The organism is Brevibacillus formosus (assembly GCF_003013405.1).
Lineage (GTDB): Bacteria > Bacillota > Bacilli > Brevibacillales > Brevibacillaceae > Brevibacillus > Brevibacillus formosus.
The window spans coordinates 1-12,265 of sequence record NZ_PXZL01000001.1 but is presented as its reverse complement, the minus strand read 5'-3'; the positions used below and the strand labels follow the sequence as shown (position 1 = coordinate 12,265).

Sequence of the window (12,265 nt, the reverse complement as noted above, 5' to 3'; positions counted from 1 at the left end):
TATACCTTCTACCAAAAAAACAGGTATGCCCCTTGTATGAGGCATACCTGTTTTGTGCTTTCCTTATTTTCGATCCATAAGGTCTTCCAAATCTTGTTCTTCTGCCCTGGCAATAATCGTATTGGAATAAACAGGAGGTTCATCCGATTTGGTAAACATCCCCTGAACTTTATCCACGATTTGCGGAACAGAATCCAAAATCCGGTCATAGAGATGGGTCGTATTTTCAAGCGGAATCGAACGAATTCCTTGTTTGCCAACGACCAAAAAAGCTACAGGTGTGATGGAGACACCGCCACCACTCCCCCCGCCAAACGGGTGACCAGTATGTTCATGCTGCTGATGGTGTTGGTGCCCATTATGATGGTGATCGTATTGGAACTCACTACCCCCGGCCGCGAAACCAAATCCTACCTTGGAGATTGGAAGAATGACACTACCGTCAGGTGTCTCAACCGGATCACCAATGATTGTATTCACGTCCACCATTTGTTTGAGATTTTCCATCGCTGTTCTCATGAGGCCTTGAATCGGGTGGTCTGCCATATTTGTCGTTCCTCCTTCCTGTCTGTGTCATGTTTTATCATTCCCCCAACAAATCCGGAGCATGTACCTTGCATAAGGGAATAAATATTCATGCTGTCACTTTTGTGTTTAGGCACGCGTAGGCGCAGCTTGCCATTTTCGCTGCTTGCTTTTTCGAACCCGCAGAATTACTTTTAGCCCAGAGAAAAGGAAATGACCCAAATAAAAATGCAGCACAAAATGCACTTTGGTATGTAAAAGTGGCTGATTCCAAACAGGCTGTACACTCATCGCTGGCATAGCTCGCAATGAAATGGCGTTTGATATTACGCCGACAATCATGCTTTTTACTCCCCAGATTAAGCCTGTCAAAGCACCTGTTTCTGCTGCCTGCCCTGTGCCAAGCAATGTATGCCATTCGAAATGCGTACAGCGAATTCGTCTAAACAGCTCCTTTACCAACGGCATCAAATCGCGCACTTTTTCCAGCAACTCACGATAATTTTGATACCATTTCTTTACTTGCCTCCGCGTAAAATCTTTGACCCTCTCCCGAACCTTTCTTCCTTGCTGTATCGTTTCCTCTTTCGCTACCAGCTCTGGTCCTGCTTCTGTCAATTTCAAGAGGAGAACGGGAATATCGTATTTCCTTCGAATAACACCCCAAGCTGTAATCGTTATCTCCAAATGATCATTATTGCCCTCGCGACTGTAAAAGCACGTCACCTGTACTGGTGTTATGATTACCAAAATGAATAGAACAAGCAAGCCAACGAACACCCAAACCATAAAAAAAATCCCACCCCTTCCACGTTAGTATGAGTGGAAAGAGCAGGAAATATGTTCAGCATTTTTATTAATCAAGTACGTATACTTTGACGCCTTTTTGCAAACCGTGATTTTCGGCTTCATTCACCGTCGGAAGATACAAATCCACATGGCGTTGCTTTACCGCACCACCGATATCAGCTGCCACTGCATAGCCGTAGCCATCGATGTACAAGTGTGTACCAAGCGGGATGACATTTGGATCAACCGCTACAACCCCTTCGCGCAGTGGATACTCCAGATACGACAGAATCTTGTCGTTCGAGTAGCTGTAAGCAGTCGTCTGTACCGTTAATTCCTGACGAAAAGGTGTACCGTTTGCGAGGGCTTTTGATGTTCTAGGCTTGCTCGGAAGCAAGTGAAGGGCCGCGTATGTAGCTGCTTCGGCTCTCGTCATATACTTGTTCGGCTTTAATGTACCGTCCTCATAGGCACCCATTAACCCGTTTTGCACAGCGTAAACAAGTGGGCGTTGCTCTTTCTCGTTCACGTTGTTCCCATCCGAGTATTCGTTTAATGTCTGGATCGTCGTAGACCACTTTAAGTTATTGACTGCTCCGCTGTCCCCCATCGTTCTTACTAGAATAGAGGCGAGCTCTGCTCTTTTTACTGGGGCATTCGGATGTAAGTACAGGTGATTCCCCTGCTTTTGCCCATGGACAATTCCCAGTCGATAGGCTGTCTCCGCATAGGACGACAGCCAGCTGTTTGCTGGTACGTCCGCAAAGGAAGATTGCTTATTGCCAAGGGGCTCAATTCCTTTGGCATTCACAAACATCGTGAGCAGTTCACCCAATGTCACGTTGTCATCAGGTCGAAAATATTCGTTTTGACCAATTACGTCGGCTATGTATAGTTGATTGATTTCTTGTTTTGCCCAATGGCCGCTAATGTCTACATAAGGTGTTTCGTTCATGTGAGTTGTTTCTGCCTCGACAACTGGTGTACCTATGAGCAAAAAGGCTGCCAGCGAGGCAAGGATCATCCGTTTCTTCATCATCAACCTCCATGGGGAAATATGCGCGAATCCTTTCGTATCATTTTATCGAACTATTTTGCAAAAACAATGAACAATAGTTTCCAGTCAAAAGGAAAGCCCTCGAACAGCATCATAACGAAGGCTGTTTTAAGGGCTGCATGTACTACAATGATTACTTGGCAAAAATGTGTTTGCCGATCTTTTTCACTTGTGGTCGAGACCAAATCCACTTGGAAGTTGCCGTAACAGGGTTAAAGTAGTATAGAGAATTGTTTGTCGGGTCCCATCCTCGTACGGCATCCCAAGCTGCCTGATAAGCAGTCTTGTTAGGAGTCATCCAGAATTGTCCATCATCTACAGCGGTAAACGCTAATGGCTCAAAGATGACACCCGCAAGTGTATTGGGAAATTTTTTGGACTGGATACGGTTCAACGCGACCGCAGCCACAGCTACTTGGCCTTCATAAGGCTCTCCGCGCGCTTCAGAATAGACTAGCTGCGCCAGCATCTGCATTTCCGCTTTATTTACCGACACTTTCTTAAGAACGCGCCATGTATTTGGACCAGTGATACCGTCAATGCGAAGTCCGTATGCTTTTTGAAACTGTCTGACGGCCTTTGTTGTATTTGCTCCGTAAATGCCATCCATGTTGCCGTTGTAGTAACCCAGCATTTGCAAACGATACTGCAAATCCCATACATCCCCGTTCACACTACCACGCTGAATCTGTGTAGCTGCCAGGGAGTCGGCCGGGAAAATAAACGCTACAGCCATAAAGGCAGCAAGCAAGGTTGTTACTGCTTTCTTGCTCCACCACATATATTGTACCCTCCTTTACCCAACCCATTCTACAAGTTGGCGAAAGTAGGTTCAATTCAAGTATTTTGGCACAAGTGGCAACATGTACCTGCCATTATCCTTTTGGTCGGAACAAGACTGCCGTGATAAATCCAAAGACGATGGCAGCCGAAATCCCTGCACTTGTCACTTCAAAAATGCCAGTTATTATGCCAATGACTCCATGCTGCTCGGCCTCCGCCATTGCCCCGTGCACCAGTGCATTTCCAAAGCTCGTTATCGGTACTGTCGCTCCTGCTCCGGCAAAATTAACCAGTGGTTCGTATAGACCGAGTCCATCTAGCACTGCTCCAGTGACAACAAGAGAGGACATCGTATGGGCAGGTGTGAGCTTGACTACATCCATGAGAAATTGACCAATTAAACAAATCGTTCCTCCTACGAGAAACGCCCACAAAAACATCATGGTATCACTCTCCAAATTACTCCGACTCAACAGCCACGGCATGGGCGATGCAAGGAATGCTTTCTCCCTGCTGGAAGGTCAACGGAGATAAAAGGGCTCCCGTGGCAATCAGCAAGATTCGCTTCCATTCTCCTTGCTTCATCCGCCGAAGCAGATGCCCGTATGTCACTGTAGCGATACAGCCACATCCGCTACCACCTGACCATACATTCGGATTTTCTCCATAAATGAGCTTTCCGCAATCGATGTAACGCTCTAATGGGATGTGCATGTGATGCTTGGGCAGCAGATCAGATAAAATGGCATGGCCCGTTCGTCCTAAATCGCCTGTCACGATCAAATCGTAATGGTCGTGAGGGAGCTGAAAGTCACGGAAATGCGACTCAATCGTGGATAATGCGGCTGGCGCCATTGCTGCTCCCATATTGAATGGGTCTGTCAATCCCATATCGACGACATGCCCGATGGTGGCACCCGTAATCCGCAACCCCTTACCCTGACTAGCTACAACAGCAGCCCCTGCTCCTGTCACGGTCCATTGTGCCGTTGGGGGCTTCTGTGAGCCGTACTCGGTTGGATAACGATATTGCTTTTCCGCAGCCCCATTGTGACTGGAGGTACCAGCCAAAACGTATTCAGCAGCTTGACTATTCACCATGAGAGCAGCCAAGGCCAGTCCTTCCATCGCTGTTGAGCACGCTCCGAAAATCCCCAGAAATGGAATCGAAAGCGTCCGGGCCGAAAAGCTGGCAGATATGATCTGGTTCATTAAATCCCCGGCAAGCATAAAGTTGATTTGCTCTTTCGTGAGCCCCGCTTTCTCCACCGCTTTCGAGCACGCTTCTTCCAGCAGGACTTTCTCCGCCTTTTCCCAGCTGTCTTGTCCGAGATTCAAGTCTCCGTGCAAGATATCAAAGTCTTCGGCTAACGGTCCCTTAGCCTCAAAAGGCCCACCAATGGCAGCATGCCCGAGAATGACAGGTTTTAAAGGAAAGACCCAAGACTGATGACCTTGGCGCATCCGTCAGCCTCCCATCGTAAACAATGTTTTGATCAAGCCAACGACGAATGCCGCCGCCACTCCAAACACAATCACAGACCCCGCGAGCTTGAACATGTTACCGCCGACCCCCAACACAAATCCTTCGCTGCGATGCTCGATGGCCGCAGATGCAATCGAGTTGGCAAAACCCGTAACCGGCACACTCGTACCTGCTCCAGCCCACTGGGCAATCCGGTCATATAGTCCTAGACCGGTCAAGAGAGCAGAAAGAATGATCAAGACAGCCGCTGTAGGATTCCCAGCGGTTTTCTCCGTAAAATCGAAGTAGTAAATGAACATTTCTTGTATCCCTTGTCCGATCATACAAATACCGCCACCCACTAAAAATGCCCGTATAAAATTACGCAAAAGCGGTCGCGGAGGCTCGTGCGTCTTTGCCAATTGCTGATACTCTTGCTGGACGGGAGTCAGCTTTTTCTTTTTTTGATCTGCCATGTCACCCACTCCTTTTTACCGCATCATGAACGGTTTCACTTGATCAATAATCTGTTGTAGCTGTTCCGAATCGGTTTGGTAGGTACGTTTCATTTGTTCATTTTTTGTACTAAGTGCGTACAGCTCCAGATCCGCCTGACATTTTTTCAATGTAGCAAAAGCCAGCTTCATGGCTTGGGCCCCAGGAACCATCAGTTTATCGTCATAGAGGTCGAGATAGAGCTCTCCACCTTTGTCTACTTGCCCGAGGAAAACATTTTCCAGAGCCACTCCCGCTTTTTGCAGCTCCGTGCGAACCCATCTGCGATTCAGACCTGCTGTTGCCAGGGGCTCGTCCATGATCACCCCATCCATAATGACCACTTGATTTTCTTCCGAAGGAGCCACCTTCAATTCAAGGTGTTTGGGTGTTACCGGCTGACTCTCTGATTTTAATAGGACACTGATTTCCCCGCTTGTTTCCATTAACGCAAACTCTACATCGGCTACTCGGAACACATTTTTGACGCGTAATTGTTCCATTAAGTCTTCCGCGGTCAATCGTTCCTTTTTCAGATTGTCTTCCAAAATTTTGCCTTCCTTGATGAGAACCGTTGATTTGCTTTCAAAAAAGTCACGGAGAAACTTGCTTTTGAGTGAAAGCCACTCCATTACTACAGGGAAGAGCGCAAAAACACCCATGGCGATCAAACTATGATAGATCGGTCCATCCATTTCGGTTGCCATGAAGGCCGCAATCGAGCCGATGCTGATGCCGACGATATATTCGATGTATGTAAGTTGCTTGATTTGCCTTTTCCCAATGATCTTCGTCAGTAAAAATAAGTACGCAACTGCACCAACAGCACGCAACGTGATATTTAACCAATCAGGCATAAGCCACCTCCATCACCTGAGGTGATTTTTATAGATAGTAAAACCAAGAGAGAGGGAGTCCCTCTCCCTTTCCCAACACTTCCTAGAATCCCTTAAACTGTGGTTCTTCCTTTTCCAGCTCCGTTACACGCTGCTGGAGGTTATCTACAATGGATTGCGTTTGCTCTGCTGCTTGCGAATACAATTGCTTTGCTTTCTTGTTTTGCGTGCTAAGAGCAAACGTTTCAAAATCTGCTTGTGCGCCTTTCAAGCTGGCAAGCGTTTGTTTTACTTGTGCTCCTACTGTCATATCCACTCACCTCCTAACACATATAGAATCCGCCTCCACCCATTATTTAATGCGGTAGTCTCCCCGATTTTCACCTGCCAATAATTACCTTTTTATGGAAACGTAAAAAGAGAGACACCATAGGTGCCTCCCCTTCATCCAGCTTATTAGATTAGCCACGTCCAGCCAATTGTTGCTCAGCAAAGGAGACAAGACGTTTTGTAATCTCTCCTCCAACTGAACCGTTTTGACGGGAAGTGGTGTCTGCTCCGAGCTGAACGCCGAATTCGGATGCGATTTCGTATTTCAGTTGATCCAGAGCTTGGTTTGCTTGAGGAACCAGCAAGTTGTTACGAGATCCGCTGTTGTTGTTAGCCATCTATATCACCTCCTCGTCGTTGGTAAGTTTAATATGTGTGAAGTTTTGCTTGTTCATGCGTCCTTTTTTTCTTCCAATTTTAGTCTGTTAATTGGAGAAGAGTCTGGGCAATTCGATGAGCTGCTTCCGGTCGCCCCAGCTTGTCCAAACCTCCTGCAAAAGCATCCCTTTTCTCAGGCTGACGCCATGACCTGATGATCTCTTTGATTTCTACCGGCGTTTCAGCCAAGATCGCCGCTTGTTGCTCGAGTAAAAACGAACAATTATGCTTTTCTTGTCCGGGCAATGGGTGGAATAAAATGAGCGGTGTCTTAAGGGCAAGTGACTCCGCGCACGAAATACCACCTGGCTTCGTTATATAGGCGTCTGCTGCTCCAATCCACTGCCACATTTGCGGTTCAAACCCTTTCAATATAAAACGATGACAGGTGGCCTCCGTACCTAGCAAGTCCGCCAGTCGTCTGTACAGGCTTGCATTCTTCCCTGTTACGACTACGATCTGCAATGGTTGCTCTTCCAACAGCAACTCTCGTACGACCTGCTCCACTCCACCATAACCGCCTTCTCCCCCACCAATCAGCACGGTGAATTGATCTGGCACGAGTCCAAGCTGTTTTTTCAAAGCCGCTTTGTCGGTATGCAGCGCTGTAGTAAAAGCAGGACGAACTGGAATGCCATAAACATGGATTTTTTCAGGGGCAACCCCATAGCGATCGATTAGAATTTGCGCAATTTGCTCATGTGCTACCATGTACGCATCAATTGCTGGATGAACCCAAAACCGATTTATATGATAGTCCGTGGGCACACAAACGAGCTGGAAAGGCTTGGATACCCTTCTCTTCGCTTCTGCCAATGCGGACAAGCAGTATGCATGCGTAGCGATGACGACATCTGGTTTCTCTTCTTGCAATAGTTGGTTGGTTAATCTTGGGGATAGCCACCATCCCAGTGCTTTGGTCAATACTCTGCCCAGCAATTCTTCCTGTTCATAGATGCGTTGCCATACTGGTTGACCGTAGCGCAGCATATTGCGATAAAAAAAATGAGAGAGCACACGTAAGCTTGGACTGGCGGTTTTCAGCCCTCCCACCACTCGCGCCGATCGTGCCCCCTCCTTTTCCATTAAAGCTTCTTGCAAAGCTTCGGCAGCCATCCGATGGCCACTCCCTGCCCATTCCTCTGTTACTAACAGAAACCGCTTTGCCATTAGTAGGACTCTCCTAGAGGCTGCTTGCCCTCAGCATATCGATTGAGTAATAATTCCTTGGACATATAGACGCGCTTTAAGGGCATTTCATGATTCCATGATTGCAATCGTTGCTTTCCATTGGGATGCACGAATCTGAGCATGAGACGCAAGTACCATCGCTTGTATCGAAAAAACCAGGACATGGGTACATCAGAAATCGAGAAACCCAAAGGTGTTACCCCTTTGTGCAGCATGGTCGTTCCCACTATCCCTTTTATTTGATCTTTATTTTCCATGGAATTCAGGAACGTGGCTAGCTGCGGCAGTGACTGGAGGATATGTCTACGCAAGAGAAGTGCCACGCGCAGTTCATCCTTTACTTCTTTGCACAGGGTAGCAAAGTAATAATTGTGTATATGTAGCTTTAAGATCAAATCCCCTTCATGAATGATGCAATTATCAGTAGTAACGAGTGGCTCTCCCCGATAGCGTAAAACGACAACCCGAAATATATTTTTCCCTTTCTCAATATAGGTAAGTCTGGTGCAGCGCTGGTAGATTTCATCCCAGTATCCCCATAGCATCAAGAGGCTTGTATTCATGTCGAAAAAGTTCCTTTCCCGCTATGTTTTCATTGAGCATAGTATGCCCAAGAATGTACAATCCTCATCACCGTTTCACGTCCTTTTCATCCGCCCCCAAAACATGACCACTACAGCAGCAAATACGGGCAACCACATATGGTTGAGAAGCAAAGGATTCACCCACTTCCAGACATACGGATCCTGAAGACACATATCAACTGCTGTAAAAGTAAGAATTCCGCCACCAATGATGACCATACTGGGAAAACGATTCATCATGCGGGCAATCCACACACTTCCCCACATTAATAATGGAATGCTCATTGCTAACCCCAGCAAAACTAACCATAAATCGCCATGTGCTGCTCCACCAACTGCCAAAACATTGTCCAAACTCATGACAAAATCTGCTACTATGATAGTCCTGACTGCCTGACCAATTGTCTGATTGTGCGATACGTCTGCGAGTTCTTCATTCTCGCCCAGCATCAGCTTACACGCGATCCATAGCAATAATAATCCCCCGATCGCCTTCACGAGAGGAATATCCAACATCCAGGTAGTCATTCCCGTTAAAACAATTCGCAAGACGATTGCACCCAATGTCCCATATAAAATCGCCCGTTTTCTCTCCTGTTGAGGGAGTCCGCGGCAGGCCATACCTATGACCACAGCATTGTCACTGCTTAATACCAGATCGATCATGAAGATGTGTACAAGACCCAGCCAAAAATACTCGCCCATCCCTGCCTCCCTGGTCCAATAAAGTTCGTCCATTCTACTTTATGCGACTAGAATCGGACTCATGATTGAATATTTTTCCGAAAAAAGGCGGTTTTCAGCGGATTTTGTAGATAAAAACTTCCGAAAAAAATACATTTTATTGCGAAATCAGGCTAATTATACCTTGTCTAAATTAGGCATTTTCCCTTACGATTTTAATGGGGTGGATAAGAGATGGTGGAGACCGTGACGCTAAACCTTTATGACGTTTCTAGAAAGATTTTAGACTTAACACCAAGTATCACCACAATATGGCTGCAAGAAATTGTTCGCAGCATGGAAATTCCCGTAACCATTCCTCGCGATTTTGCAGAAAAACGAACAGTGCTCTTGGCTCGCTATCTAGTTGAGGATGTAGATCATGACATGCAGACTTGGGCATTAGATATGGGAGAGTGGCTTCGTTCGCAGGAATTCCCCTTCTCCTCCATTTTGCGCACATATCAATTGTACCGGAATGTATTCTGGCGGGTTCTCCAACCAGAATTACAGAGATGGTCCCTCTCCTCACAAGAAATGCACTATTTGGAAAGCCAACTGGGCAAGGCCATGGATGAAAGTGTCTTCTGGGCTGTTTATCACTTTGAACAAATGATGAATAAAGAGCTGGTCCAGAAGGAAGAGACGATCTCCTATTTGCATAACGACAAACTGACCATGCTCGGAAAAATTGCCGCCAATATGGCTCATGAGCTACGTAATCCTTTGTGCGCCATTGAAGGGTTCCTGAAGCTGATCGGCGAGTCTACACAGGAACAGGCCCAGCTTCAGACGTATATCCAAGTCGTCATGCATGAGTTTGAGAATTTACATCGGCAACTGACCGGGTTCCTCAGCTTTTCCAAAAAACCAATTCTCGATGAAATTTTTAAAACCGTTCAAGTAGAAGAACTGCTTGAAGAAGTAGAGATGCTGATTACGCCTCGCCTAGTGGGAGAAAACATACGTTTTGAAAAACAAATCCACCCCTGCTCACTCGCATGTTATGAAGAAGGCCTGAAGCAAGTTGTCGTCAATCTATTAAACAATGCCATTGACGCCGTGCAAAATCGTACAGACAAGTATATTCATGTCATTTCCACTTCTTCAGATGGATGGCTCTATTTGAGTGTGGAAAACAACGGCGAAAGGATTTCACCCGAGATCGTGGAAAATCTATTCCAACCATTCTTTACGACTAAACAAAATGGGACGGGTATTGGCTTGTCCATCTGCAAAAATATTATCGAAAAGCATCAAGGCACGATCCATTGTGATTCCAATGAAAAACGCACACGCTTTATCGTTTCTCTGCCGATTGCAAATGCCCAGGAAGTCGGACCGAGAATGGAAGCTCTCTAGGTCTCTCTTTTTTGAATTACGCAAAAAAGCCCCCTGACAATGCAGGAGGCAAGGCAAGAGATCCGTTACCAATTTCATCGGTAAGCGACCTTAGTTTTACTGTACACGAAAACATATGTTGCTACCATAGAAAACGTCAGACAGCTTTCGACAAACTTTTATACCTGTATTGAACAAAGGCTTATCTATTCAACTGTTGGATAAGCCTTCATACTTTTGCCCCAAGTAAAAATAGGCCAGCTTTCCTAGACACAAAAAAAACAGAGAACCTGTTGGCTCTCTGCTTTATGTATGGAGCGGGTGATGGGAATCGAACCCACGCGACCAGCTTGGAAGGCTGGAGTTCTACCATTGAACTACACCCGCATCAAAATAGATGCTGGTGCCGAGGACCGGACTTGAACCGGTACGGGAGAAACTCCCGACAGATTTTAAGTCTGTTGCGTCTGCCCATTCCGCCACCCCGGCAAACCTGTAAAACGTGGGCAAATCATGGTCGGGAAGACAGGATTCGAACCTGCGACCCCTTGGTCCCAAGCCAAGTACTCTACCAAGCTGAGCTACTTCCCGACATATTATCATCTTCACTTTTGTAGTAAAGAAGCGTGCCCTGAGAGATTCGAACTCCCGACCTTTTGATTCGTAGTCAAACGCTCTATCCAGCTGAGCTAAGGGCACATGTTATGGAGCGGACGAAGGGTCTCGAACCCTCGACCTTCGCCTTGGCAAGGCGACGCTCTACCAATTGAGCTACGTCCGCATTGTAAGAAGAAGTTGATTGGTGCGGTCGAGAGGACTTGAACCTCCACGGTGTTGCCACCACTAGAACCTGAATCTAGCGCGTCTGCCAATTCCGCCACGACCGCATTTTCCCATCCAAGTAGCCAGAGCTGTTAACAAGCTGACCTTCACTTTTCGGGTTTATAAAAACTGGTGAGCCATGAAGGACTCGAACCTTCGACCCTCTGATTAAAAGTCAGATGCTCTACCAACTGAGCTAATGGCTCATGAAAAATGGTGGGGAGAGACGGATTCGAACCGCCGAACCCGGAGGGAGCAGATTTACAGTCTGCCGTGTTTAGCCACTTCACTATCTCCCCAATTTCATGGTGCCGGCAATAGGACTTGAACCCACAACCCCCTGATTACAAGTCAGGTGCTCTACCAATTGAGCTATACCGGCACATCTTTAATTATGGCATATCTTTCATGAAAAATCAACGTTTTTTTATTCCGTTAAACCTTTTTCATTTTTATGAACTATGCCATCTCGTTAAGAAAGATGGCGGAGCTGACGGGACTCGAACCCGCGACCTCCGGTGTGACAGACCGGCGTGAACTCCAACTTCACCACAGCTCCATGTTTGGTTGCACCCAATGGGCACTCCGATCCTACTTGATCAAGAAGATTACTCGATGTAGAGCAAGTAGAAAATTTGGTTGCGGGAGCAGGATTTGAACCTGCGACCTTCGGGTTATGAGCCCGACGAGCTACCGAGCTGCTCCATCCCGCGATAGTCAGGACGACTGAGTGTCAGTGTTGCCACAGGACGTGGCGCCTTTAGCTGACCTTCCTTGCCCTTTAATATAAGTGGTGGAGGCTGACGGGATCGAACCGCCGACCCTCTGCTTGTAAGGCAGATGCTCTCCCAGCTGAGCTAAGCCTCCAAATCACCTACTAATGTAGGGATTTTTCTAGGTGACCCGTAGGGGATTCGAACCCCTGTATGACAGCGTGAAAGGCTGC

At 46.9% G+C, this 12,265-nt stretch carries 14 protein-coding genes and 12 tRNA genes; 1 reads left to right on the top strand and 25 read right to left on the bottom strand.

The annotated features are described in order from the left end of the window. Positions 1-63 precede the first annotated feature (63 nt). From ytfJ to C7R91_RS00070, 13 genes are all read right to left on the bottom strand, one after another. Complete coding sequence (ytfJ, locus tag C7R91_RS00130) at positions 64-546, bottom strand: GerW family sporulation protein (protein WP_047068570.1); 483 nt, start codon at positions 544-546, stop codon at positions 64-66. A gap of 108 nt (positions 547-654) precedes the next feature. Continuing rightward, the gene (locus C7R91_RS00125; protein ID WP_047068571.1) at positions 655-1,314 is read right to left on the bottom strand and encodes a DUF2953 domain-containing protein; all 660 of its coding nucleotides are present in this window, start codon (positions 1,312-1,314) and stop codon (positions 655-657) included. Positions 1,315-1,381: 67 nt separating this feature from the next. Continuing rightward, positions 1,382-2,350: an S-layer homology domain-containing protein gene (locus tag C7R91_RS00120; protein ID WP_047068572.1), complete on the bottom strand. Its 969-nt coding sequence runs from the start codon at positions 2,348-2,350 to the stop codon at positions 1,382-1,384. A 154-nt stretch (positions 2,351-2,504) separates the two neighbouring features. After that, positions 2,505-3,152, bottom strand: coding sequence for a spore cortex-lytic enzyme (gene sleB, locus C7R91_RS00115; RefSeq protein ID WP_047068573.1), 648 nt, complete (start codon positions 3,150-3,152; stop codon positions 2,505-2,507). Between the two features lie 94 nt (positions 3,153-3,246). Continuing rightward, entirely contained in the window at positions 3,247-3,597 is a 351-nt protein-coding gene (gene spoVAE, locus C7R91_RS00110) for a stage V sporulation protein AE (protein ID WP_047068574.1), read from the bottom strand. A 16-nt stretch (positions 3,598-3,613) separates the two neighbouring features. Next, complete coding sequence (gene spoVAD, locus C7R91_RS00105) at positions 3,614-4,618, bottom strand: stage V sporulation protein AD (protein ID WP_047068575.1); 1,005 nt, start codon at positions 4,616-4,618, stop codon at positions 3,614-3,616. Between the two features lie 3 nt (positions 4,619-4,621). Further along, on the bottom strand, positions 4,622-5,095 hold the full coding sequence (gene spoVAC, locus C7R91_RS00100; RefSeq protein WP_047068576.1) for a stage V sporulation protein AC: 474 nt from the start codon (positions 5,093-5,095) through the stop codon (positions 4,622-4,624). 15 nt (positions 5,096-5,110) lie between these two features. Further along, positions 5,111-5,971, bottom strand: a complete 861-nt coding sequence (locus C7R91_RS00095) for a DUF421 domain-containing protein (protein ID WP_047068577.1) — start codon at positions 5,969-5,971, stop codon at positions 5,111-5,113. 82 nt (positions 5,972-6,053) lie between these two features. Beyond that, positions 6,054-6,260: a DUF1657 domain-containing protein gene (locus tag C7R91_RS00090; protein ID WP_007717150.1), complete on the bottom strand. Its 207-nt coding sequence runs from the start codon at positions 6,258-6,260 to the stop codon at positions 6,054-6,056. A gap of 151 nt (positions 6,261-6,411) precedes the next feature. Continuing rightward, positions 6,412-6,618, bottom strand: coding sequence for an alpha/beta-type small acid-soluble spore protein (locus tag C7R91_RS00085; RefSeq protein WP_047068578.1), 207 nt, complete (start codon positions 6,616-6,618; stop codon positions 6,412-6,414). 79 nt (positions 6,619-6,697) lie between these two features. Beyond that, positions 6,698-7,828, bottom strand: a complete 1,131-nt coding sequence (locus C7R91_RS00080; protein WP_047068579.1) for an MGDG synthase family glycosyltransferase — start codon at positions 7,826-7,828, stop codon at positions 6,698-6,700. Then, entirely contained in the window at positions 7,828-8,412 is a 585-nt protein-coding gene (locus C7R91_RS00075; protein ID WP_047068580.1) for a YkoP family protein, read from the bottom strand. Before C7R91_RS00075 ends, C7R91_RS00080 begins: the two co-directional genes overlap by 1 nt. A gap of 75 nt (positions 8,413-8,487) precedes the next feature. After that, a complete protein-coding gene (locus tag C7R91_RS00070; RefSeq protein ID WP_047068581.1) occupies positions 8,488-9,138 on the bottom strand; it encodes a TerC family protein in 651 nt (216 codons plus the stop codon). A gap of 213 nt (positions 9,139-9,351) precedes the next feature. On the opposite strand from C7R91_RS00070, the gene C7R91_RS00065 reads away from it, so the two are divergent. Next, entirely contained in the window at positions 9,352-10,518 is a 1,167-nt protein-coding gene (locus C7R91_RS00065; RefSeq protein WP_047068582.1) for a sensor histidine kinase, read from the top strand. Positions 10,519-10,810: 292 nt separating this feature from the next. Here C7R91_RS00065 and C7R91_RS00060 read toward each other — a convergent pair. The 12 genes from C7R91_RS00060 to C7R91_RS00005 all read right to left on the bottom strand — a co-directional run bounded on the left by C7R91_RS00060 (position 10,811) and on the right by C7R91_RS00005 (position 12,186). Continuing rightward, a tRNA-Gly gene (locus tag C7R91_RS00060) sits at positions 10,811-10,884 on the bottom strand. 14 nt (positions 10,885-10,898) lie between these two features. Further along, positions 10,899-10,986 (bottom strand) — tRNA-Leu (locus tag C7R91_RS00055). 25 nt (positions 10,987-11,011) lie between these two features. Continuing rightward, a tRNA-Pro gene (locus C7R91_RS00050) sits at positions 11,012-11,088 on the bottom strand. 34 nt (positions 11,089-11,122) lie between these two features. Next, a tRNA-Arg gene (locus C7R91_RS00045) sits at positions 11,123-11,196 on the bottom strand. Positions 11,197-11,202: 6 nt separating this feature from the next. After that, positions 11,203-11,278, bottom strand: a tRNA-Gly gene (locus C7R91_RS00040). Positions 11,279-11,297: 19 nt separating this feature from the next. Further along, a tRNA-Leu gene (locus C7R91_RS00035) sits at positions 11,298-11,384 on the bottom strand. Positions 11,385-11,449: 65 nt separating this feature from the next. Further along, positions 11,450-11,525, bottom strand: a tRNA-Lys gene (locus tag C7R91_RS00030). 8 nt (positions 11,526-11,533) lie between these two features. After that, positions 11,534-11,618, bottom strand: a tRNA-Tyr gene (locus tag C7R91_RS00025). A 7-nt stretch (positions 11,619-11,625) separates the two neighbouring features. Next, a tRNA-Thr gene (locus C7R91_RS00020) sits at positions 11,626-11,701 on the bottom strand. 100 nt (positions 11,702-11,801) lie between these two features. After that, positions 11,802-11,878, bottom strand: a tRNA-Asp gene (locus C7R91_RS00015). 77 nt (positions 11,879-11,955) lie between these two features. Then, a tRNA-Met gene (locus C7R91_RS00010) sits at positions 11,956-12,032 on the bottom strand. Positions 12,033-12,110: 78 nt separating this feature from the next. Further along, positions 12,111-12,186: transfer RNA gene (locus tag C7R91_RS00005), tRNA-Val, on the bottom strand. Between the last annotated feature and the right edge of the window lie 79 nt (positions 12,187-12,265).

What these genes read in the sequence shown, in the direction of transcription:
- ytfJ (WP_047068570.1), bottom strand. Translation starts at nt 546, where the DNA reads ATGGCAGACCACCCGATTCAAGGCCTCATGAGAACAGCGATGGAAAAT.
- C7R91_RS00125 (WP_047068571.1), bottom strand. Translation starts at nt 1,314, where the DNA reads ATGGTTTGGGTGTTCGTTGGCTTGCTTGTTCTATTCATTTTGGTAATC.
- C7R91_RS00120 (WP_047068572.1), bottom strand. Translation starts at nt 2,350, where the DNA reads ATGAAGAAACGGATGATCCTTGCCTCGCTGGCAGCCTTTTTGCTCATA.
- sleB (WP_047068573.1), bottom strand. Translation starts at nt 3,152, where the DNA reads ATGTGGTGGAGCAAGAAAGCAGTAACAACCTTGCTTGCTGCCTTTATG.
- spoVAE (WP_047068574.1), bottom strand. Translation starts at nt 3,597, where the DNA reads ATGATGTTTTTGTGGGCGTTTCTCGTAGGAGGAACGATTTGTTTAATT.
- spoVAD (WP_047068575.1), bottom strand. Translation starts at nt 4,618, where the DNA reads ATGCGCCAAGGTCATCAGTCTTGGGTCTTTCCTTTAAAACCTGTCATT.
- spoVAC (WP_047068576.1), bottom strand. Translation starts at nt 5,095, where the DNA reads ATGGCAGATCAAAAAAAGAAAAAGCTGACTCCCGTCCAGCAAGAGTAT.
- C7R91_RS00095 (WP_047068577.1), bottom strand. Translation starts at nt 5,971, where the DNA reads ATGCCTGATTGGTTAAATATCACGTTGCGTGCTGTTGGTGCAGTTGCG.
- C7R91_RS00090 (WP_007717150.1), bottom strand. Translation starts at nt 6,260, where the DNA reads ATGACAGTAGGAGCACAAGTAAAACAAACGCTTGCCAGCTTGAAAGGC.
- C7R91_RS00085 (WP_047068578.1), bottom strand. Translation starts at nt 6,618, where the DNA reads ATGGCTAACAACAACAGCGGATCTCGTAACAACTTGCTGGTTCCTCAA.
- C7R91_RS00080 (WP_047068579.1), bottom strand. Translation starts at nt 7,828, where the DNA reads ATGGCAAAGCGGTTTCTGTTAGTAACAGAGGAATGGGCAGGGAGTGGC.
- C7R91_RS00075 (WP_047068580.1), bottom strand. Translation starts at nt 8,412, where the DNA reads ATGAATACAAGCCTCTTGATGCTATGGGGATACTGGGATGAAATCTAC.
- C7R91_RS00070 (WP_047068581.1), bottom strand. Translation starts at nt 9,138, where the DNA reads ATGGGCGAGTATTTTTGGCTGGGTCTTGTACACATCTTCATGATCGAT.
- C7R91_RS00065 (WP_047068582.1), top strand. Translation starts at nt 9,352, where the DNA reads ATGGTGGAGACCGTGACGCTAAACCTTTATGACGTTTCTAGAAAGATT.